The organism is Vibrio gazogenes (assembly GCF_023920225.1).
In the GTDB taxonomy this organism is placed as follows: domain Bacteria; phylum Pseudomonadota; class Gammaproteobacteria; order Enterobacterales; family Vibrionaceae; genus Vibrio; species Vibrio gazogenes.
In genome coordinates this window covers 644096-664809 of record NZ_CP092588.1, presented here as the reverse complement: position 1 = coordinate 664809, position 20714 = coordinate 644096, and the positions used below count along the sequence as shown (strand labels likewise).

Annotated in this window: 18 protein-coding genes and 1 pseudogene; 5 read left to right on the top strand and 14 right to left on the bottom strand. The window is 45.2% G+C overall.

Annotated features, from left to right (window positions below; genetic code table 11):
* Positions 1-5: 5 nt before the first annotated feature.
* The 3 genes and pseudogenes from nrdG (at position 6) to tnpA (ending at position 1769) form a co-directional block, all read left to right on the top strand.
* Positions 6-473: an anaerobic ribonucleoside-triphosphate reductase-activating protein gene (gene nrdG, locus MKS89_RS18545; RefSeq protein WP_072961836.1), complete on the top strand. Its 468-nt coding sequence runs from the start codon at positions 6-8 to the stop codon at positions 471-473.
* Between the two features lie 271 nt (positions 474-744).
* Positions 745-1113, top strand: coding sequence for an SH3 domain-containing protein (locus MKS89_RS18540; protein WP_131814932.1), 369 nt, complete (start codon positions 745-747; stop codon positions 1111-1113).
* Positions 1114-1307: 194 nt separating this feature from the next.
* Positions 1308-1769, top strand: a pseudogene (gene tnpA / locus MKS89_RS18535) (IS200/IS605 family transposase).
* Positions 1770-1902: 133 nt separating this feature from the next.
* Here the strand turns inward: tnpA and MKS89_RS18530 are convergent.
* From MKS89_RS18530 to MKS89_RS18515, 4 genes are all read right to left on the bottom strand, one after another.
* The gene (locus MKS89_RS18530) at positions 1903-3303 is read right to left on the bottom strand and encodes an efflux transporter outer membrane subunit (RefSeq protein WP_072963776.1); all 1401 of its coding nucleotides are present in this window, start codon (positions 3301-3303) and stop codon (positions 1903-1905) included.
* Between the two features lie 6 nt (positions 3304-3309).
* A complete protein-coding gene (locus tag MKS89_RS18525; RefSeq protein WP_072963773.1) occupies positions 3310-5253 on the bottom strand; it encodes a MacB family efflux pump subunit in 1944 nt (647 codons plus the stop codon).
* Positions 5254-5256: 3 nt separating this feature from the next.
* Positions 5257-6438, bottom strand: a complete 1182-nt coding sequence (locus tag MKS89_RS18520) for an efflux RND transporter periplasmic adaptor subunit (RefSeq protein ID WP_072963770.1) — start codon at positions 6436-6438, stop codon at positions 5257-5259.
* A gap of 401 nt (positions 6439-6839) precedes the next feature.
* Positions 6840-7259, bottom strand: coding sequence for a hypothetical protein (locus tag MKS89_RS18515; protein WP_072963767.1), 420 nt, complete (start codon positions 7257-7259; stop codon positions 6840-6842).
* A gap of 148 nt (positions 7260-7407) precedes the next feature.
* Between MKS89_RS18515 and MKS89_RS18510 the strand changes: the two genes are divergently transcribed.
* Positions 7408-8434, top strand: a protein-coding gene (locus MKS89_RS18510) for an IS630 family transposase (RefSeq protein ID WP_252518332.1) whose coding sequence is annotated in 2 segments (ribosomal slippage) — positions 7408-7857 and positions 7859-8434 — 1026 coding nt in all. Because the reading frame shifts where the segments join, the coding sequence is not laid out codon by codon here.
* Here the strand turns inward: MKS89_RS18510 and MKS89_RS18505 are convergent.
* The 3 genes from MKS89_RS18505 to MKS89_RS18495 all read right to left on the bottom strand — a co-directional run bounded on the left by MKS89_RS18505 (position 8431) and on the right by MKS89_RS18495 (position 11551).
* Positions 8431-8892 carry a transposase gene (locus MKS89_RS18505; protein ID WP_131814908.1) on the bottom strand — a complete coding sequence of 154 codons (462 nt, stop codon included), beginning with the start codon at positions 8890-8892 and terminating at the stop codon, positions 8431-8433. The genes MKS89_RS18510 and MKS89_RS18505 overlap by 4 nt on opposite strands.
* Before the next feature lie 326 nt (positions 8893-9218).
* Positions 9219-10499 (bottom strand): hypothetical protein, encoded by a 1281-nt coding sequence (locus tag MKS89_RS18500; RefSeq protein ID WP_072959603.1) that lies wholly within the window; start codon positions 10497-10499, stop codon positions 9219-9221.
* A 386-nt stretch (positions 10500-10885) separates the two neighbouring features.
* Complete coding sequence (locus tag MKS89_RS18495) at positions 10886-11551, bottom strand: DUF2057 family protein (protein ID WP_072959606.1); 666 nt, start codon at positions 11549-11551, stop codon at positions 10886-10888.
* Positions 11552-11860: 309 nt separating this feature from the next.
* Between MKS89_RS18495 and MKS89_RS18490 the strand changes: the two genes are divergently transcribed.
* Positions 11861-12277, top strand: coding sequence for a hypothetical protein (locus tag MKS89_RS18490; RefSeq protein ID WP_131814910.1), 417 nt, complete (start codon positions 11861-11863; stop codon positions 12275-12277).
* Between the two features lie 69 nt (positions 12278-12346).
* Here the strand turns inward: MKS89_RS18490 and guaD are convergent, their stop codons facing one another.
* From guaD to MKS89_RS18455, 7 genes are all read right to left on the bottom strand, one after another.
* Positions 12347-13642: a guanine deaminase gene (gene guaD, locus MKS89_RS18485; protein ID WP_072959610.1), complete on the bottom strand. Its 1296-nt coding sequence runs from the start codon at positions 13640-13642 to the stop codon at positions 12347-12349.
* A 9-nt stretch (positions 13643-13651) separates the two neighbouring features.
* Positions 13652-13975, bottom strand: coding sequence for a hydroxyisourate hydrolase (uraH, locus tag MKS89_RS18480; protein ID WP_021018773.1), 324 nt, complete (start codon positions 13973-13975; stop codon positions 13652-13654).
* Positions 13972-14463: a 2-oxo-4-hydroxy-4-carboxy-5-ureidoimidazoline decarboxylase gene (locus MKS89_RS18475; protein ID WP_072959612.1), complete on the bottom strand. Its 492-nt coding sequence runs from the start codon at positions 14461-14463 to the stop codon at positions 13972-13974. The genes uraH and MKS89_RS18475 overlap by 4 nt, the downstream gene beginning before the upstream one ends.
* Before the next feature lie 8 nt (positions 14464-14471).
* Complete coding sequence (xdhC, locus tag MKS89_RS18470; RefSeq protein ID WP_235862513.1) at positions 14472-15440, bottom strand: xanthine dehydrogenase accessory protein XdhC; 969 nt, start codon at positions 15438-15440, stop codon at positions 14472-14474.
* 2 nt (positions 15441-15442) lie between these two features.
* Positions 15443-17953, bottom strand: a complete 2511-nt coding sequence (gene xdhB, locus MKS89_RS18465; RefSeq protein WP_072959614.1) for a xanthine dehydrogenase molybdopterin binding subunit — start codon at positions 17951-17953, stop codon at positions 15443-15445.
* On the bottom strand, positions 17946-19400 hold the full coding sequence (gene xdhA, locus MKS89_RS18460) for a xanthine dehydrogenase small subunit (protein WP_072959617.1): 1455 nt from the start codon (positions 19398-19400) through the stop codon (positions 17946-17948). Before xdhA ends, xdhB begins: the two co-directional genes overlap by 8 nt.
* A 96-nt stretch (positions 19401-19496) precedes the next feature.
* Entirely contained in the window at positions 19497-20573 is a 1077-nt protein-coding gene (locus MKS89_RS18455; protein WP_072959620.1) for a BMP family ABC transporter substrate-binding protein, read from the bottom strand.
* Between the last annotated feature and the right edge of the window lie 141 nt (positions 20574-20714).

The window sequence follows — 20714 nt, the reverse complement described above, 5'->3', positions numbered from 1 at the left end:
ATACTATGAATTATCATCAATATCATCAGGTTGATGTTGTGAACGGAGAGGGTACGCGCTGTACCCTATTCGTTTCAGGCTGTGAACATCAATGTCGGGGCTGTTATAATCAGTGTACATGGTCCCCTAGTTCTGGTCATCCATTTACACAAGAATTGGAAGATCAGATTATTGCAGATTTACAAGATACTCGGATTTGTCGGCGCGGGCTGTCGTTATCTGGCGGTGATCCGCTTCACCCTGCTAATTTAAAAGCTATTGAGCAACTCGTGAAGAGAGTAAAAGATGAGTGTCCCGGTAAAGATATCTGGATGTGGACGGGTTACACGCTCAATGAACTGTCAGAGGCGCAGCGTGTGATTGTCGATATGGTTGATGTGCTGATCGACGGGAAATTTGAGCAAGAACAGTACGATCCGGAGTTGTTATGGCGGGGGAGTGCCAACCAGATCATTCATCGTTTTAAAGTGTAGTCTTTGACATGCGACATCATATCGATTTTCATCGTTCCTGACCCCCATTTCTATTTTCTGGTTCTTTGTTATCCGGGCAAGAGTTGTGGGTGATTGTCAATCAAATCATTCATATCCTGAATTAGGATACCATCATTGTTATGCGACAACTGTATATTGAAATCAGTTGTGTATAGAATATATGTCAATGCGGTCATTTTCAGTTGGGTCATGCTGCAAGGTCGTATATGAAAAGTATGAAAGAAAGTATGAAAAAATGATGAAAAAAAGTATGAAAATAATAATGCTGTGCTGTATGGGATTGTCTTTCACACTCACCGCTCAAGCCAATAGCTGCTTGAAAGGACAGACATGTCATCATGTTCAGAATAGCGGTCATCACCAGCTTCAGCCGAAGCTATCCGTTCACAAAGCGAATCGAGAAAAACTTTACCGGGGTGCCGGTAACTATGTGGTGACGGCAAAACGGTTAAATGTACGTGGTGATAATTTACTGGATGGTCGGCCGGTTGGTCAGTTGGAATACGGTGAGAACATTTATGTTTATCGTTTTTCTCGTGGCTGGGCGATGATTCAGTTCAGAAATGAAGTGGCTTGGGTGAGTGGGCGATATCTGAGATACCAACCGTCTGAGCTTTGAATACTGAACTTTGAGTTCAACACTGCAGCCGGATCTCACCGGCTGTTTTGTTGTATAGAGAAAACCCCCAGCTAGGCTGGGGGTTCCGTAAAGCTTACAGCTATAAGTCAGTTATATAACCCCTTTCAATTTGATAAAAACGTCTTGTGGTCTGGCAACTACAAGAGTTAATTAAGAATTGAAAGGGGGTCCCAATGGGGGACGAAAAGAGCTTAGCGCACACGCGCTGGAACTGTAAATACCACATAGTCTTTGCACCGAAATATAGAAGGCAAGTGTTCTACGGAGAAAAACGTAGAGCAATAGGTGAAATATTGAGGAAACTATGTGAATGGAAAAATGTGAACATTCTTGAAGCGGAATGTTGCGCGGATCATATCCACATGCTTTTAGAAATACCGCCCAAAATGAGTGTTTCAGGGTTTATGGGGTATTTGAAAGGTAAAAGTAGCTTAATGCTTTATGAACGATTCGGGGATTTGAAGTTTAAATATAGAAATCGAGAATTTTGGTGCCGAGGTTATTATGTAGATACGGTAGGTAAGAATACGAGCAAGATACAAAATTACATCAAGCACTAACTAGAGCAGGATAAAATGGGAGAGCAATTGTCGATCCCGTATTCAGGTAGCCCGTTTACGGGCCGCAGGAATTAGTCATATGCAAATGTCAGATCACTACGCGCCTGCTAGGGCGCAGCCAGTAGGAGAGCCTTATAGGCGCATATGAAAAACCACCGGCTATGCCGGTGGATACTTTTTGCGTGCTGATTCTCGTCATACCGATGAGTTAAGGATTAGATGCTGCTAATGGTGGTGCGATGTCACTTCCTCCCAACGCCTGATATAACGTGGCTTGAATGTGATACTGGTTATAACGGTTCTCCAGTAACGACTCTTGCGCACTGCGTTGGTTTTCTTGTGCATCTAACCAGTCTCGGATACTCACGGCACCATGATGATACTGACTGGCATAAATCTGTTCTGCCGCTGTGGCTGCATTATACTGCTCTTTGAATCTGAGCCCTTGATATTGATAGTGCTGTTTTGCTGAGAGTGCATTATCAACATCCTTCATTGCGCTATACAAAGTCTGGCGATAGTTCACAAGTGCCGTTTGATAATTGGTTTGTGCGATCTTTCGGTTCAGGGACATTTTATTCCATTGTAAAAATGGCAGGATGATTTCTGCCCCCAGCGTACCGAGTGGATCGGTCAAAAGATGACGCAATTGTGAAGAAGCGTCTCCGACAGAACTGGTCAGCGTCAGCGTCGGTAAGTATCCGGCAACAGTTGTATCGCTGGTCGCCAGTGCTGATTTCAGTTCATAGAGTGCGGCTTTGACATCGGGTCGTCTGATTAACAGATCCGCCGGAACGCCCGCAGCCACGTCAGGAATAGGCCCTTTGGGGAGCGACTGAATCTGTAATTCACCCTGTTTCGGTGGTTGATTGAAGAGAATTGCCAGCGCATTTTCTGCTTCGGTCAATGATTGCAGTAAGTCACTATGGGCGGCTTGTTGCCCGGCTAAGCTACGTTTGGCTTCCAGAACATCCAGCTCAGAAACGGCACCACTGTGATATTGGCGTTGCGCCAGCGCCAGAATTTGTTTGGCATAAGCGATACTCTTGTCACTGAGTGCAACCCGCTCTTTTAGGTAACCAATTTGCCAATAGAGTGAGGCCGTCGTTGAGGCGAGGCTTTGTGCGGTACTTTCTCTGTCTGCGGCACTGGCAATTGCGGTCCATTGGGCTGCATTGACGGATGAAGCGACCCGTCCCCATAGATCCAATTCATAGCGAACAGAAAGGTTGGCCGAGTAATTTTTACTATGACTACCAGAATCCAACCGTTTCGAGTGTGAAGCGGCAAGCGTGGATGATAATTCAGGATATTGATCCGTTTCACTCAGGCCGGCTTCCAGACGCGCTTTTTGCAGTGTCAGTGTTGCCAGCGCCAGATCATTGTTGATGCGTAACATCTGTTGAATGAGTCGATTGAGCGCCGGATCGTTAAATCGTTCCCACCATGGGTTGATACTGACCTGATCAGTGACTTGCTGTGTTTGCCATGCCGCTGGAACGTCTACTTGTGGCGGTGTGAACTTGGTGTGAGTTAGCGAGGTACAACCCGATAGCAGCAGGGTTGATATCGCAAGGTGAAACAATGGTTTGATCATGGTTGAATTCATTGGTCATTAATCCCTTGCCAGCGCTTCGATTGGATCCAGACGTGCTGCATTGCGTGCAGGTAAAAATCCGAACAGTACCCCGATGAGTGTCGAGCAGAGAAATGCGGTGATAATAGATGTTGAGGAATAGATCATCTGGAAGTTGCCACCACCACTATACGAAAAGATCACGCCAATCAGGAAGGCGAGTGAAATGCCTAATACACCACCACAGAGGCACACCAGCACTGCTTCAATCAGAAACTGGCGTAAGATGTCACTCTGTCTCGCTCCGACCGCCATGCGTACACCGATTTCTCGGGTTCTTTCTGTGACGGAAACCAGCATAATATTCATGACACCGATACCACCGACAATGAGCGAGATGACAGCAATAGCTGAAATGAGCAGGGTCATCGTTGCGGTTGTTCTTTCTATATTCTGGCGGATGGTATCCGTGTTAATCGTAAAAAAGTCCTGTGTGCCGTGACGCATTTTCAGAAGCGAAATGATCGCTTGTTCGGCAGCTTGACTAGGCGCGCTATCATTGATTCTCACTGTGAGTCGATCCAAATGAGGGCGACCCAGCATCCGACCCGATACGGTGGTATAGGGAACCCAGACTCTCAGGGAATCATTATTGCCGAATGCACTTTCTCTCGGTTGGGTTACACCGATGATTCGCACGGGTAATGTGTTGAGAAAAATGATTTGACCGATTGGGTTGCTCCGTGGGAATAGCGACTGTTTCGTATTGTGATCAATCACAGCTTCTTGTGCTAATGACTGAACACTGTTGCTATCCCAGTATTGCCCGGTTGCAATTTCGTAACCTCTGACACGGAAATATTCAGGACCAACCCCTTCAACACTGGCTGTCACGGCCTGATTGGTATAGCGAATTGTGACACTACTATTGATCGACGGGGTCACACTATCGACAAAAGGCAGCGTTTTCAGTGCATCACCATCACTGGCACTGAGTGTTCTGATTCGGTTGGCTCGCCGGTCACCAAATCCGCTTCCCGGCCGAATATCAATGGTATTGGTACCCATGGAACTGATGTTTTTCAGAATCGCTTGTCGTGAGCCGGTACCTAAGGCAACAACGGATACGACAGATGCAATACCGATAATAATTCCCAGCATGGTCAAAAAGGTTCGGAGTCGATGGCTCGACATAGCAAGCAGGGCCATTTTGAATGCTTCGATGTAACGATCCCAGTTGAACCAACGTTGAACCTGCGGAGATGAGGGTTGCCGCAGTGTATGATGTCGTTGTTCGTGATGCTGTTGATCACGGATAATTTCACCATCTTTAATTTCAATGATGCGGTCGGCGAATTGTGCAACGTGCATATCATGAGTAACGATGATAATCGTGTGTCCATCTTGATGCAGCTCTTGCAATAGCTTGAGCATCTCTTCACCGCTGTGGCTATCCAAAGCCCCAGTGGGTTCGTCCGCTAAGATGACATCGCCACCGTTTATCAGTGCTCGGGCGACACTAACCCGTTGTTGCTGTCCACCACTGAGCTGACTGGGTTTGTGATCTAAACGATCGCTCAATCCAAGACGTGTTAACAGTTGACTGGCTTGCTCTCGACGACTTTTACGTGCTTTTCCTGCGTAAACGGAGGGTACTTCAACGTTATCGACCGCAGTTAAATCGCCCAACAAGTGATAGCGTTGGAAGATAAACCCAAAATATTCCCGACGGAGTTGGGCCAGTTCATCTCCCCGCATTATTGAGGTGTCTTGCCCATTGATAAGATAATGACCTTGTGAGGGTTTATCGAGACAACCAAGAATATTCATCAATGTCGATTTTCCCGAACCGGAGGCACCGACAATTGCGACCATTTCCCCGCGCTCAATCGTGAGCTCGATGTCTTTCAAAACAGTCAGCGTCTGTTCTCCGGCAGGAAAACTACGTGATACACCAGACAAATGGAGTAATGCATCTTTCATGTATTACATCCCCATTGATCGACGGAAACGGCGGGGGGTATATGTATCACCACTTGGTAAACTGAGAATCACTTCATCGCCTTCGTTCAGACCACTGAGAACTTCCGCTCGAACTTTATTGTTAATGCCGATCGTGACATCCCGAAACTCGACTTGGCCTTTCACCAATACCGGGACTTGATGACTGTTTGGATCATGGTCATTGGGGCGTAGAATCTGAGAAGGAATAATCAATGCATCGTCAGATTGATTGAGGACAATCGTCACTTGTGCAGTCATACCGATACGTAGCACGCCATCTGGATTATCAATATCGAACAAACCATTATAATAAATCGCTTCTGAATCACTCGATGCCATATCACTATCATCACCGTCCATCACAGTCGGGCCGGGTTCAATGTCACGTAAAGTCGCGTGATAACGGTGGTTTGGCTGACCCAGAATAGTAAAGTAAACCGGTTGCCCTGCATGAACATGGATGACGTCTGCTTCGGATATTTCAGCTTTCACCGTCATCTGGTTTAGGTTCGCCAATTCAACAATGGTGGGGGTTGTCTGATTGGCATTCACCGTTTGGCCTACTTCTACTGCAGTATAAACAACGGTGCCGTCCATCGGTGCTGAAATGGTTGTATAACTCAGATCAACTTTGGCTGAATCAACATTGATTTCAGCCTGCTCAATACCGGCGCTCAGTTGATCCAGCTCTGCTTGATAGACTGCAAGGTTCGATTCAGCTAACTCATAATCGGCTTTAGAACTGGCATTGTCTACCAGCATCGCTTTTTGACGGTTATAGGCCAGCCGTGCTTGGCGGATTTGTGCTTGTTTAGCGCGATATTGTGCTTTCAAACTCGCAAGAGAGGCGAGGGATTCTTTGAGACTATTTTGTTGTGTCAGGCTATCGATTTGTGCGATGAGTTGTCCTTTCTTAACTTGCTCACCGAGCTTGACTGGTAAAGTCACAATTTGTCCGGAGACTTGGGCACCGACACTGACTAGTTTGGATGCTTGTAACATCCCATTCGCAAGAACATTATTTTCAATGTGGCCTCTTTTCACGGTTTGTGTTGCGTAAACCGGTTGGGGTTCCGGCTGTAACCACCAGTAAGTAATACCCGCTGAGAGAACCAAGAGTAAAATGATACCGAATAACAACCATTGTTTTGAAAGCTTTTTCATAAAGGACGGGAGACCTGGTAAGTAAAGTGAATAAACAACGTGTATCTCAGACATGTTTGAGTGGTTAATCTGCCACAAGCGTTGGTAAGTCACAAGTGGTGAATGAATTAATGAGGACACACGTTTCAACCCTAGGCGGGGTAAGGAGGAGAGGGAAGGACAGACATTTCATTTCAACTCTAATAATTATGAGGACACACGCCTGTGTCACGCCTGTCTGGGGTAGGAGGACAGACATTTCAAATCGAAGTCCGAATAGGGATAGGGAGCTGTTGGACGATGTTCTGAGATGGAATAAGGGCGCTGGATTATAGAATGAGTTTTAAAGAGTATAAAAGCATCGCGGCGACTGGTTTAGTGCAGTTGTCAGATAAAAGTTGAACAGATATTTGGCTCGCTATTTAGATGGATAATCCATGTAGACGCTGCCTATTTAATCGATGTTTTACGATTTGAAGTCGCTTCGATGAACCAACCCATAAATATCGTTTGCGTTCTAGTCGGGTACATAAGTCGAAGCTGTCGGGATGACTGGCAGATAATCGAATGAGAATGTTTGGTTGTTTGTTGTCAATATGGCCCGGCTTTCCTTCTCGAACTTGGCGCCCAATCCAATCAACCCATTCAATATAATCAATCAGTCGGAATGGAACACCATCAGATTTTTTCTCAGAGGATTCACCAACGAATGGAAAGAGCTTTGAGCGTGTGACTTGACCAGCATTCAGTAACGCAAGCCGTCTCTTGAACGATGTATATTCTGAAGTTTCTGGTGTTTTAGCGATGCCGGCCCGAACCGGATTGAGATCAGTGTAGGCCATTGCTGCCAGCAGCGCTTTCTCATCCAGTAAAGCCTGAGATTTAAATCGACCTTCCCAAAAATGTCCGCGACACTGATCTTCCTGATTTGCTTGTTTATACCAATCGCACTAATTTTATGATCTAATGTCAACTTCAATAGGAGCTGATATGATGACCTCTGACTTCCCAAAACTTATTCGTGAAACATCTGATGCTAGGATGCGTACGAGACTTCTTGCTATATCTCATTTCGTGGATGGAAAAAGCCGCACTCAGATCGCCAAATATTTAAAAGTCAGTCGTACCAGTGTCAATAACTGGGTGGTGACTTATTTGAAGAACGGTGTTGAAGGCTTAGTAGAAAAGCAGCATACAGGCCGTCCTCCACGACTGACTGAAGACCAGCTATCTCAGTTAAAGCTGTACATAACTTCCAATGCGATTAAGCCTGAAGGTGGAAGACTACAGGGAACAGATATTATTGAATTCATACATGAGGAATTTGGCCTATCGTACAGCTTATCAGGTATCTATAAAATATTGAGAAAGCTTGATTTAGTTTGGATAACAACGCGTTCAAAGCACCCAAAGCAATCTGTAGAAGCGCAAGAAGCTTTTAAAAAAATTCCAAATCGAAACGATCCTTAAGATCCCAGGACATGTGGCTTTAAAAGATGTTCAAATCTGGTTTCAAGATGAAGCCAGATTTGGCCAGCGCAACACAACCACCCGAATATGGGCAGAAAAAGGGACTCGCCCCAGAGCGGTACAACAACAGCAATTTGAGTATGCGTACCTCTTTGGAGCGGTGTGCGTTAATACCGGAGAAACTGAAGCTATTGTTGTGCCGATGAGCAACATGGAAGCAATGAAAGAGCAACTCAGGCTCATTTCTCAATCAACACCCACGGACAAACATGCTGTCGTCATCATGGATCAAGCCAGTTGGCATCAAAGTTATCTTGCCGATTCATTCAAGAACGTGACTATCATTCATATACCGTCCTATTCACCGGAACTGAATCCAATAGAGCAGGTATGGAGTTGGTTACGTCAGAACGAAATAGCCAATAGATGTTTTGAATGTTATGACGATATTGTCGACAAGCTGTGTAGTGCTTGGAATCGTTTTTGTGCAGACAAAAGCAGGGTCATTTCACTCTGCTTTAGAGATTGGACCATGTTGACCAATTAATTAGTGCGATTGGTATTAGCAATACTAAAGTTGAGTTCTTTCATCAACCAGCTTAGAGAATAGAGTCGTTCTCGCCAAGTATGGATGATTTTTCGACAGGTCTGAGTTTCAGAATTGGTAGTCTGATTTTTTAGATATTTTAGAATCAATGATGGCAACTGATGCTCTTTTCCCCAGCGTATGATGACTTCCCTGTTCGATAATAGTTCTGCTTTTTTTCGGTTAATATGAACGACGATGTGATAATGGTTGCTCATCACCGCATAGGCACAGATGTCAATACAGAATACTTGGGCTAAAGCCAAAATACGTTGTTCAACCCAGTCACGTCGATGTTCGTATGACTTTCCAGTCAGTTGGTCTTCTCCGCACAAGAAGGCTCGTCGGACACAACGTGACACGCAATGATAGTAGGCTGTGATATCAGGAGAAACCAACTGTGTTCTGGGGATAGTCATAAGAAGAAACCGCGTTGACGAATTGAGCTGAAAGTATGTCGAATGAACGAATCGTAGGGAAGGTCATGATTTTCATGATACGAGTCATGTCGTTTTTTTCGGTGTAATTTTGATGTTAATAAAGAATGACATACTTATTGATTTGAATGTCTGTCCTCATGAGATGTCCTCATGAAAAGAGAATACGCTCCCTTAAAACGTCTGTCCCTAGAAGAAAAAACTCAGCCAGCGACACTTCCTGACAACCATTAACTACCAGGGATGACCAACTTGTCATCCCTGTAATCGACATTATTTAAAACCAATGGAGAGCGTGGACAGTGATTTTACTGTGTTTGTATGTTTTCCGGCTCCGTCTGCTGGGTAGCTTGGGTTTTGTTTGCTTCTTCCCCTAATTTGTTTTGCTCTGGTTGGGGAGGGGGAGCGGTTTTTGATGATGATGGCTGTAATTTTAATTGTGTCACCAACGTTTCTAAATTTTTCACATGCGCTTGCTCTTGAAGCAATTGCTTTTGCAGTGTTTGTTGTTGCTGATAGGCTTCTGTCAGTGCTGTTTGTAGCTTCTGATTGTTTTGTTGTTGTACAGTGTTTTTTGCCTGCCAGTCTTCTTGTTGTGTTTGTGCGAGTTGTTGAAGGGTAGCGACACTCTCCAGAATGCGATTCGTCTGTTCTCTTAGTACTTGATCCCGGTAGTCTGAATGGTTGAGAGCCTGTGAAATAGCCAAGAGTTTGTTTTCGATCTCAAGAACGATCGGTTCGAATTGACCGTCTTCAATACTGCGTAATTGTTTCACCATGTGTGTGACTTGTTCTAGGTGAGCGATTTCAAATTCACCGGACTGTGCTGCTTTTTCTATCGCTGTAATATCCCGAGGATTGGACTGAACCGTAGCCTCAACCAATTGGATCTGGTGGTTGGCTTTCGCAAACGTGATAGGGGCTACCTCGTTAAAGTCTTCTTGCTTTAATAATGTGAGTTTTTTCTGTAGTGGTTGGACATATTTGAAGCGCATCACCTTCACTTCAAGGCTCCGAGATATGTTCAGAAACGCCACTTGTTTGGTCTGTGCCTTTTCTAGCTTATCTTCAGCAACATATTCAAATAGGTCATGGTACAGCTGATTCACTCGTTTATATGCGCTGCCATCATAGTGCTGTGCATCGATCTTCGTTAAGTAATCCATCTCAGCAATCACATCGGCAAGGAAATGGTCCGCTTTTTCTTTGAAGGTTCGAAGTTGGTTTAACTGCTGCTCGATAGTGTCAATATACTGATTGAATTTATCTGCATAAGTTTGACTGGAGAAAATTGACACACTTTTGGTGGTGCTTGATGGATCGGACTGAATCTCTTGATATAGCGATTGAGCATCTTTCCACGCATCTTGTAGCTTGCTGTAATGAGATTCGGAGTAGATCTTGAACGATTCAACATCCGTGAGCGTTTTATCCCATTGCTGATAAGTAGTTTGAATATGAATAAACAGTGCATAAGACTGGGATTGTTGGTTGGTTGGACTGTCTGATGATGTTTGATGGGCTGTACTCTGACAACCCGCTATGCCAATCAGTAGGCATAAAGCGACTGCGGATGTTATCGGTTTCATGTTGCTTATCCTTATAATATATCTACTTAGCAATATGTGTTTCTTATGTTTTTTATAGCATGGCCTGTTTTTATAATCAGTATCTTGCCATCATGTGATTTTTTATACCAGTTTAGAGATCATCATCGGAGAATAGCAATCATGAGGTTTGAAGTGACTTCACATTTGAGTGGTTGAGTCGCGAAAACGACGTGTAGCATAGCAAACACAATTGTCTGCTAATCGCATGATATCAAATAATGACGAATGAACTATGGCTTGTCTAAAAAATTAGGTTGCTCAATGCAACAAATGCCACCGTCTTGATTCAGGGACGATGGCATTTTACTGGTAGGCCAAATGTGTTCTCTATAAAACCGAAGAGTCAGCAGTGAATTGTAAGAAAATCATTGCTGGTTGATAAATTGTTTAAAACGAGATCGAGTCTTCGCATCTGCTTGTTCATACCAGTAATGCAACATTGTTTCCGCCGTGGACGCTGAAGCCTTGGTTTGAGAAGAAGCTTTAAGCGAGCGAGCCGGAACCGTCTTGCCCGATAGTCCTGACTGAGGCGCGTATTCAGGAACGGATGCCACTTTCCCAGACTGATTGTAAACAGACATTTCGGTATAGTAATTACGTCCGAATTGGATACCGTCTTTGAGCAGTTTGTCCTGCGTGACAGGGACTTTTTGCCCGTCTTGATTGGTGAATGACCATTGCATCTGGCTGATATGTTCACGAGCTTCGCGCGAACTTCTGTATTGAGGGACTTGAAGCGTCAGTTTTGCATCAGATGCATTAAATACTGCAATCGTCACATCACTTTCGACGCCGATATTGTCTTTGCCTTCTTGAAAGAAAGGCTCATAACGAAAGACAATCTGTTGTAATCCATCTTCCAGTTGTAGTTTTCTTTGTGAGCTAAAAAAACCATCACTTGATATGTTTGCTTTACCACCATTGGCTACCAGAACATCAACGGCTTCCGGGAGGTCAATCGTGACCGATGCCATTGCAGAACTACTTAATAAAATCATGCTGGTGAATGATATGGTCTTGGATATATTCACTTAAATTATCCTTTTTTTATCAAATATTTAATTTGCCTAAAGATGCATGGTTCTTGCCTGAATTACAAGTGACAAATTGAATAACTTGGCTTTGTTTAAAGTGCCTGTCCTTATAACGTATCCCCCTCAATCACGACTCTTGTCATGAAACTGAAAGAGCTAAAAGCGTCTGTCCTTGGAACAGTTTCGACCTGATGCTGACACTTTTCGCTTAAAATTAGTTATGATTCGAAAACTTGTTCAAATGAAGTGAAGATTGTGATGCGTTATTTTTATTTGCTATATTGCTGTTTATTCATCGGATTCTCGGTGGCAACGCAAGCTGCTGACAATGAGTCTTTATTGCAGGGGACATGGGATTGCTCTGCATCTCTTCGCCAGCCTTTGTATCAGTTAAATTTAACCACTCAGGAACATTATCTTGCATCTCATAAGTATGTAACCAAAGGAACACTGATTGCTCGTTTACCGGGGCAGCCTATCGAAGTGTCATATTCTGTTGCTGGGAATGGCAGTTGGAAAGTGGGAGGAGATAAGTTGATCCTTGAGGCGAATGAGTTGAAGGTTGAGAACCTGACGCATCCTGAATGGGAAGCGATGCTGAATCTTAAACAATATATTCCTAAACATGCAGGGGGAACGCTGGATATTGTTCGATTGGATCAACAACGCTTATCGTTAAAAGCCAAAAACTTACCAGATAATATTCAATGTCATCGAAGATAACCGATAGGCTTATCAGCTATCTTTGAGAGATTTCGGGACTCATACTGACGTCCCGAAATTTTCCGCAGTCTATGGGCGACAATAAACCCGTTGGCCATTTACGTAGGTCTGCCGGATGACGCGTTCATCGGCCAGCATAATTAAAGCAAACAGCTTCTCTTCTAATGTTTTTGCCTGTGCCATACGTTGTTTTAGCATTGGTGTGCCATTGACATCGAGTTCAATAAAGTCAGCTTCTGTTCCGGGATTTAAATTACCAATCTGGTGATCCAACTGCATTGCGACAGCAGCCCCTTGAGTACATAAATATAATGATTCAAAAGGGTTGAGGTTTTGATGCTGTAATTGCAGGATTTTGTAAGCCTCAGCCTGATTCACCAGTAGATTGAGGCTGGTACCGCCCCCGACATCACTGGCAATGGCAACTGGTATTCCATGCTCTTTTACGGTAAAATAGGGGAATAAACCACTGCCGATAAAGAGGTTGGAGGTCGGGCAGAAGATTACACTACTATGGTTGCGAGCCAGTGATTGATATTCCCTGGGTTCAAGGTGAATTCCGTGGCCGAATAATGCTTTGTCACGCACTAATCCATAACGTTCATAAACATCCAAGTAATCTTGGGCATCCGGGAATAGGGTTTTGACCCAGTGAATTTCATCGGTGTTCTCACTTAAGTGTGTCTGAATGAAAGCATCTGGGTGCTCTTGTGCCAACTGTCCTGCTAACGCCAGTTGTTCCGGTGTGCTTGTCGGTGCAAATCGAGGCGTAATTGCGTACAAAGCACGCTCTTGATGATGCCATTTTTCCAGTAAATTTTTACTCTCGCGGTAGCCTGAATCAGCAGTATCACGTAGGTTCTCAGGGCTATGGCGATCCATCAACACTTTACCGCAAATCATTCGGGCCTGATAAGTTGCCGCAGCAGTAAAGAAAGCATCGACGGATTGGGGGTGGACGGTGGCGAAGACACTGGCAGTGGTTGTGCCATGAGCAAAAAGTTGTTGAAGAAAAGCGTCAGCTTGCCGTGCCGCATAGGATGCGTCGGCATACTTTGTTTCGACAGGGAATGTATAGTCATTGAGCCATTCTAGGAGTTGGCGACCATAGCTGGCGATCATCTCCATTTGAGGATAGTGAACATGGCTATCAATCATTCCCGGAATCAATAGCCCTGAATGGTTTTCTATCTGTTCAGGGGTAATCTGGTGATGCTGGAAAAAAACATCAGCATCGAGTAGGTCAACAATTTTTCCTTGTTCGATAACGAGAATGCCGTCACTCAGATGTTGGCAATTTTGTTCAGGACTGTGTGTCCTCTTGGGGAAGTGCAAAATCTCGCCCCGGTGAAATGTTTTCTGCATACGTTACTCTTAACTTCCACGATAGGTTGAATAGGCGTAGGGCGAGAGTAGTAATGGAATGTGGTAATGCTTTTGTTCCGTCACATGAAAATGCACATCTATTTGGGGAAAAAATGCCTGACCAAAGGCGTTTTCACAGTAAGATGCCACATCAAATGAAAGTGTATAGTTGTTGGATGATAAAGTGATATCTTCAAAACGGATACGACCATCGGCATCGGTTGTTGCTGATGCAAGTGGTTTTTCGGTGCGGTAACGATACAGTGTTACCGGTACATGGGCAGCAGGCATACCGGAGCCGGTATCGAGAATATGACAACTTAATGTACTCATTGATAAGACTCCATACGCAGACGACTGATTTTCTGTTGCTCTCTGGCCGCATTCATTAATTCATCGCTGCGATTATTTTTGATTCTTGCCTTTATCTGTTCCAAAACCTGTTCTGCCGAGTGTTGGCTCGCACAAATAATAAATATGAAACCGAATTTTTTCAGATAGGCCTGATTGTAATACAAAAGATCGTGCAGCACAGCTTTTGATGCCTGTTTGATTTTTCCTTGTTCTTGTTCACTGAGATGTTCTCCTTGATTATATTTTTTTTGTAACGTGCCGAGATCACCAATCATCGGATGACCAGCAAACGCCTCCAGCCAGTCAGACTCTGAAAGTTGTGCAAATGCGACATCAGCACTTCGGCACAATGCCGCATAATTGAGGCTCGGCATATCAGCCAGCATAAGCTGCTGCCATGATGTACTGGTACAGATTTGAGCCAATTGAGGCTGACTTAAATGAATCGTTTGCGTTGTAGCGTTCATCTCTTTCCTTATTGATAGGGAGATTTGGACATTTTTTTAAGCAATACATTGGCTTGTTGCCAGAGTTGTTGTTGCTTGTCTTGAGCGGAATCGGTTGAAGCCGCGTTCATATCGGCTTGGTTCTGAACTGGTGCCTCATATTGTTCAAAAAGCATACTCAACTGCGCGGCAATGGAAAGTGCCACTTGCATTGGTCGTTTGCCTTTGATATCGGGATGTCCGATTGGGCAAGTTAACTGAGAAATAAGTTCGGGCTGACTTAGCTGCTCTGTGAGCCGGTAGGTGAAACGCTGTTTTTTACCTTCTGAGCCAATGAGACCAATATATGGAAAGCACTGTCTTTCCAAAGCCAGCCGGGTTAAGTCATAGTCTAAACGATGGTCGTGTGTCATGATCACTAGATGCGTGTGGGGGAGTAACGATGCGATCACGGTTTCAGCGGAGTCAAAGCATTGCGTTGAAATCCCTTGTTCACTCAGCGGTGCCAGCCAGTTTGGGCGAGAATCAAAAATAGTTTCGTGACATTGTAACTTGTTAATAATAGGAGCCAGAGCTTGCCCAATATGACCCGCACCAAAAATAGCCACGTGAGGTTGTTGCGTATTGAAATATTCAAACAAGACCTGAACCGCACCACCACAACACTGTTGCAGATCAGCGGTCAAGCTATATCGCTCGATCGACACTGTCGGATCTTGATTGGGTTGCTGACAGCGACGTTGTAGCTCAGTTCTGGCTGTTTCGATGACTTGTTGCTCTAAATTTCCGCCCCCGAGAGAGTCATACTGTCCTTGTGTCGTGATGACCATTTTGGTTCCACAACCGCGTGGCACTGACCCGACTGTTGCAACAATGGTCGCCAGACAGTAATCGCCGCCTTGTTGTTGCAACATATGACAAGCGTCCAACCAGTGCATTGAAGTACAAAGAGATGTATAAACGGATGATTGAGGTGATTGAGGTGTATGGACAGTCATCTTTATCCCTCGCTGTCTGTTTCATGGTCAACCATGGTTGGCTGTGCTTGGTGTGTCAGCCATTGATACTGTTGTTGGCAAGCCATGAGTATTCTTTCACCTGTGGCTGGGGTGTCCAAATCAGGAATGAACTGATGTTCAGAAACTGCGGCAACAGCATCATAAATCGCACACCAAGTGCTGATTGCATGCATAAAAGGCGGTTCACCGACCGCTTTGGAACGGTAAATACTATGTTCTGGATTGGGAACGTCGTAGAGTTCAATATTCATCTGCTTCGGATAGTCACAGATACTTGGAATTTTATAATTCATCGGACTATGACTAACCAGATGTCCTCGATCATTCCAGACGAGTTCTTCTGTCGTCAGCCAGCCTAATCCCTGAATATATCCCCCTTCAATCTGTCCAATATCAATGGCTGGATTCAAGCTACTGCCGACATCATGCAATATATCCACTCGCTCGACGGTCATTTCTCCGGTGAGAGTATCAATCATCACCTCCGAGCAGGAAGCGCCGATGGCAAAATAGAAAAAGGGACGCCCACAAGCCTGTGATCGGTCATAACCAATTTTAGGGGTGCTGTAATAACCTGTTGCAGACAGGGACACACGATTTAAATAAGCCTGCTGAATTAAGGTGGCCCATTCAATTTTTGCGGTATCGAGATAGAGTATGCCATCTTTAATCTCAGGTGTGTGAGATTGCGAGGACAGACACCCGTGGGAGTGTTGTGAGGAGTGCTGTGAGGACAGACACTCGTTGTGGTTTACCGCAAAGTCGAGCAGTCGCTCCTTGAGGGTCATAGCCGCGTTATGTGCAGCCATGCCGTTGAGGTCGGCCCCAGAAGAAGCCGCTGTTGGTGATGTATTCGGTACTTTATCGGTTCTCGTCGATGTTACTAAGATCCAGTCGGTGGGAATACCGAATGTCTGAGCGACAATCTGTTGGATTTTTGTATGGAGTCCTTGGCCCATTTCGGTCCCCCCATGCGAAACCTGAACCGTTCCATCGGTATAAATATGGATGAGCGCACCTGCTTGATTGAGGTGCGTTGCTGTAAAAGATATACCAAATTTGACTGGCGTCAGCGCTAAGCCTTTTTTGAGCACCGGATGATGTCGATTCCATGTGTGGATTTCCTGACGTCGCTGACGGTAATCACAAGATGTTTCTAATCGGGTCAATACATCATAAAGTTCAGCGGTTTGTTCGACTTCCATCCCATAAGGTGTGACGGATTTCCCCGGGCGGTACAAATTCTTGAGGCGAAGATCGAACGGATCTTGCTGCAATGTCATTGCTAAGTCTTGCATCGCTTTTTCAATCACCAGCATCCCTTGTGGTCCGCCAAATCCTCTAAATGCCGTATGTGAAACGGTATCTGTTTTGAGGCGATTGCCAAGAATGCAGGCCTGACCGAGAAAATAAGCGTTGTCGGCATGGAACATCGCGCGATCAACAATGGCATCAGACAAGTCGGCTGAATGACCGCATAATCCATTGACTTCGATATTCGCTGCCAGAATTTCCCCATCGTCAGTTGTCGTTAGTTCATAACGATTAAAAAAGGGATGGCGTTTACCGGTTGTTGACATGTCAATTGCGCGCGGGAGTCTGAATTTAACTGCTTTGTGGGTGAGCTTTGCGCCCAGACTGGCAAGACAAGCCCATGCTGCGGCTTGAGTCTCTTTGCCGCCGAATCCACCCCCCATGCGGCGCATATCAACCGTGACATGATTGAAAGGAATGTTCAGCACTTCAGCAATCAAATTTTGCACTTCGGTTGGGTGCTGGGTTGATGACCGGATAAAAATACCCCCGTCTTCGGTCAACTCGGCAAGACTGATTTGTCCCTCCAGATAAAAATGCTCTTGTCCGCCTATCGCCAGCGTACCGCTGATATTTACGGTGTTTGTTGCGGGTTTTAAAAGTGTCTGTCCTTGGTAAGCTGCACCAACGTTTACCGGGGTAATGGGATTCGCTAAAAACGTCTGTCCTTGGTAGGCACCCATCTGATGAGATGGGAGTAAATGAGTCTGTTGCGACGCTTGTTGATACGAGATCACTGGTTCGCTGGTTTCTTCATATTCAATCAATGCTTTTTGTGCAGCCTGACAAGCGAGTTGGTGGCTTTCTGCAATGACAAAGGCAATGGGTTGACAAAAATAGCGGATGTCATGTTGGCATAGCAGCGGATCGCCTTTATGGATCGTGCCAATTTCATTATGACCCGGAATATCGTGATGGGTTATAACGCGAATGACTCCCGGAGACTGTTGTACTTCAGACAGATCGAGATGCTTGATGGTGCCTTTGGCGATGGTACTGGTGATCAATGCACCATGTAAGCATCCTTGTGGTTCCGGATAATCATCCACAAATAGTGCCTCTCCGGAAACCTGCTTCTCAGCACTTTCATGCCGTAGGGACAGACCGACGACGTCTGATCGATGTTGGGAAGAGTGGGGCTGCTGTGTTGTATAAGGCTGACTGATAAGTTTACGCATGATAAGTCAACCTCGTCTTAATTGGGGGATATCGATGCTCGGGCTGTTCCTGTCGCACTACAATGTTTTGATTTTCAAGAAAATAGCGTTGAAGCAGGTTTTGCACCAGATGAATTCGGTATTGCGCTGAACCGCGAATATCACTCAGTGGATGGATAACTTGAGGAACCCGAGCCTGAGCGTCACGGATCAGCGACTGAGTCAAGGGTTGGCCGATGAATGGGGTTTCTAATGCCGTCAGGCGCACCGATTTCTCCGCAACGCCACCGGCTGCAATAATGCAGTGACTGATATGTTGATGAGCATCAAACGTGAAATTTAAAGCGAGCACAACGGTGGCAATATCATCCTCATAACGTTTGCTGACTTTATAGATCGCATGACGTTGCTGTTGCGCTATTTTGGGCAGATAGATGGCACTGATCCATTGATCCTTTTGTAACCGAGTCTGGCGATAACCGGTTATATAGTCTTCGGGCGCATATCGAATGCGTTCTGTGCCGTTATCAACTTCAATCTGACCATTTAAGCTGATTAGTAAAGGCGCAATATCACCGATAGGTGAAGCATGGCCGAGGCTGCCGCCCAAAGTGGCGCGATGACGGATGGTTATGCTTCCTAAGCGTTCAATCACCTCATCGGTTGACGGGAAATGCTGCTGCATAAACTGATGAACACGATACATTGGGATCGCAGCGCCCAATCGCCAGCCATCACTGGTTTCAGTGATGGTGCACATATCATCGACTTTGGAAACATCGATCAACAGAGGAAGAGACTGATACCGCTGTGTTACTTCTAAAGAGAGGTCGGTCCCTCCGGCAATTAATTTTGCCGTGGGATGCGTTTGACGTAACTGAGCCAACGCCTGACGAGTCTCCGGCATGAAATAGTGTTCAGATTGAAGGGGTGAGACTTGTGCTATCCATTGTTGGACCGAATGTTGTTCAGCATCAAGGGGATCGGGTGCGTTAGTCTGAACGATATCATGGGCGGCTTGAATAAGCGGCCCGTATCCGGTACAGCGACAGAGGTTGCCGGCCAGAAAATCAGCGGGATTCTCTGGTCGGTTGTTTTGTTTTGAGAGCGCATAGAGCGACATCACAAAACCGGGGGTGCAGAACCCGCATTGACTACCATGCCGATTAATGACGGCTTGCTGTACCGGGTGAAGCTGTTCCCCTTGTTTCAGATATTCTACGGTAATGATCTGTTTTCCGTGTACCGCATGTAACGGGGTAATACATGCATTGATCTGACGATAACGCAGAGCTTGGTGTTCATCTTGGTCAACCATGACCACGGTACATGCGCCACAATCGCCACTGGCACAGCCTTCTTTGGTGCCTTTTAATGCACGGTGTTCTCTGAGATAAGTCAGTAGCATCATATCGGCAGATATTGTAGGAATACTGACGATTTGATTGTTAATCATCACTTCGAGCATGATTTTTCTTCCCTGAAAAAGCTGTCCATTTGGTCAAGTTATGTCGAAAAAAAAAACTCACTTCGTGGTGTGTATAGAACGAAGTGAGTTCAGCGATTATTTGGGAATGCTGGCGTCAATTCCCTCGACGTACCAATGCATACCGACCAATTCTTTGTCTGATGCTGTGCTACCGGCTGCAACTTTCAGATGGCCCTGATTGTCTTTTAACGGACCAGCAAACGGAACAATCGCACCGGATTTGATTTTGTCCTGAGTGTCTTGAATGGTTGTCTTGACATCGGCCGGTAAAGCAGGATTGATAGAGGTGATATGAATGACATCATCTTTGAGCCCTCCCCAGTAGTCGGTAGACTTCCAAGTGCCATCCATGACTTCCTGAACGGTTTTAATGTAATAAGGTGCCCAGTAATCTCTCACTGAGAACATATGTGATTTGGGTGCGAAGTGTTGCATGTCTGATGATTGTCCTATCCCCATCACACCACGTTTTTCTGCGGCAATCAGTGGTGCAGGGCTATCCGTATGTTGCAACAGAACATCAACACCTTGATCGATCAATGCATTTGCTGCATCAGATTCTTTGCCGGGATCGTACCAAGTATTGACCCAGACAATTTTAATTTTCACGTTCGGATTGACACTTTTTGCTCCGAGATAAACAGCATTGATATCTCGAATCACTTCTGGGATCGGGAAGGTGGCAATATAGCCAATGACATTCGATTTAGTCGTCATTCCTGCAGCGACGCCAGAGACATAACGGCTTTCATAAGTGCGTAGGGCATAAGTGCCGACATTCTTGCTACGCTTATAGCCAGTGGCATGTTCAAACACAACTTTGGGAAAACGTTTGGCAACTTTGAGCGTCGGATTCATAAATCCAAAAGAGGTGGTGAAGATAATGTCATTGCCTGCTTTTGCCAATTGAGTAATCACGCGTTCAGCGTCAGCGCCTTCGGAAACATTCTCAACGAATGTTGTTTTGACCTGACCATTGAAGTGAGCCTCCATTTCTTGGCGAGCCTGATCGTGTTCATAACTCCAACCATGATCACCAACCGGACCGACATAAACGAATCCGACTTTAAGGGGGTCTTTGGCAAGTGTAGAAGTGGAAAACAACGCTGACAGCGACAAGGCTGCGACGGACAACCACTGATTCATTTTCATGAAAAACTCCATTTCATCATTTTATTGATTATTGTGATTATTAATTAGGGTCTGTTGACCTTTCGTGATGGTTTTTGCAGCAATTTGTCGTGCATTTAGTCAAGGCAGGTCATGTGAAGTGTAGCGCTCTACATGAACCAT

Coding starts and splice junctions, on each gene's coding strand:
- nrdG (WP_072961836.1), top strand. CDS start 6: ATGAATTATCATCAATATCATCAGGTTGATGTTGTGAACGGAGAGGGT.
- MKS89_RS18540 (WP_131814932.1), top strand. CDS start 745: ATGAAAATAATAATGCTGTGCTGTATGGGATTGTCTTTCACACTCACC.
- MKS89_RS18530 (WP_072963776.1), bottom strand. CDS start 3,303: ATGAATTCAACCATGATCAAACCATTGTTTCACCTTGCGATATCAACC.
- MKS89_RS18525 (WP_072963773.1), bottom strand. CDS start 5,253: ATGAAAGATGCATTACTCCATTTGTCTGGTGTATCACGTAGTTTTCCT.
- MKS89_RS18520 (WP_072963770.1), bottom strand. CDS start 6,438: ATGAAAAAGCTTTCAAAACAATGGTTGTTATTCGGTATCATTTTACTC.
- MKS89_RS18515 (WP_072963767.1), bottom strand. CDS start 7,259: ATGGCCTACACTGATCTCAATCCGGTTCGGGCCGGCATCGCTAAAACA.
- MKS89_RS18505 (WP_131814908.1), bottom strand. CDS start 8,892: ATGACTATCCCCAGAACACAGTTGGTTTCTCCTGATATCACAGCCTAC.
- MKS89_RS18500 (WP_072959603.1), bottom strand. CDS start 10,499: ATGAAACCGATAACATCCGCAGTCGCTTTATGCCTACTGATTGGCATA.
- guaD (WP_072959610.1), bottom strand. CDS start 13,642: ATGCAGAAAACATTTCACCGGGGCGAGATTTTGCACTTCCCCAAGAGG.
- uraH (WP_021018773.1), bottom strand. CDS start 13,975: ATGAGTACATTAAGTTGTCATATTCTCGATACCGGCTCCGGTATGCCT.
- MKS89_RS18475 (WP_072959612.1), bottom strand. CDS start 14,463: ATGAACGCTACAACGCAAACGATTCATTTAAGTCAGCCTCAATTGGCT.
- xdhC (WP_235862513.1), bottom strand. CDS start 15,440: ATGACTGTCCATACACCTCAATCACCTCAATCATCCGTTTATACATCT.
- xdhB (WP_072959614.1), bottom strand. CDS start 17,953: ATGCGTAAACTTATCAGTCAGCCTTATACAACACAGCAGCCCCACTCT.
- xdhA (WP_072959617.1), bottom strand. CDS start 19,400: ATGCTCGAAGTGATGATTAACAATCAAATCGTCAGTATTCCTACAATA.
- MKS89_RS18455 (WP_072959620.1), bottom strand. CDS start 20,573: ATGAAAATGAATCAGTGGTTGTCCGTCGCAGCCTTGTCGCTGTCAGCG.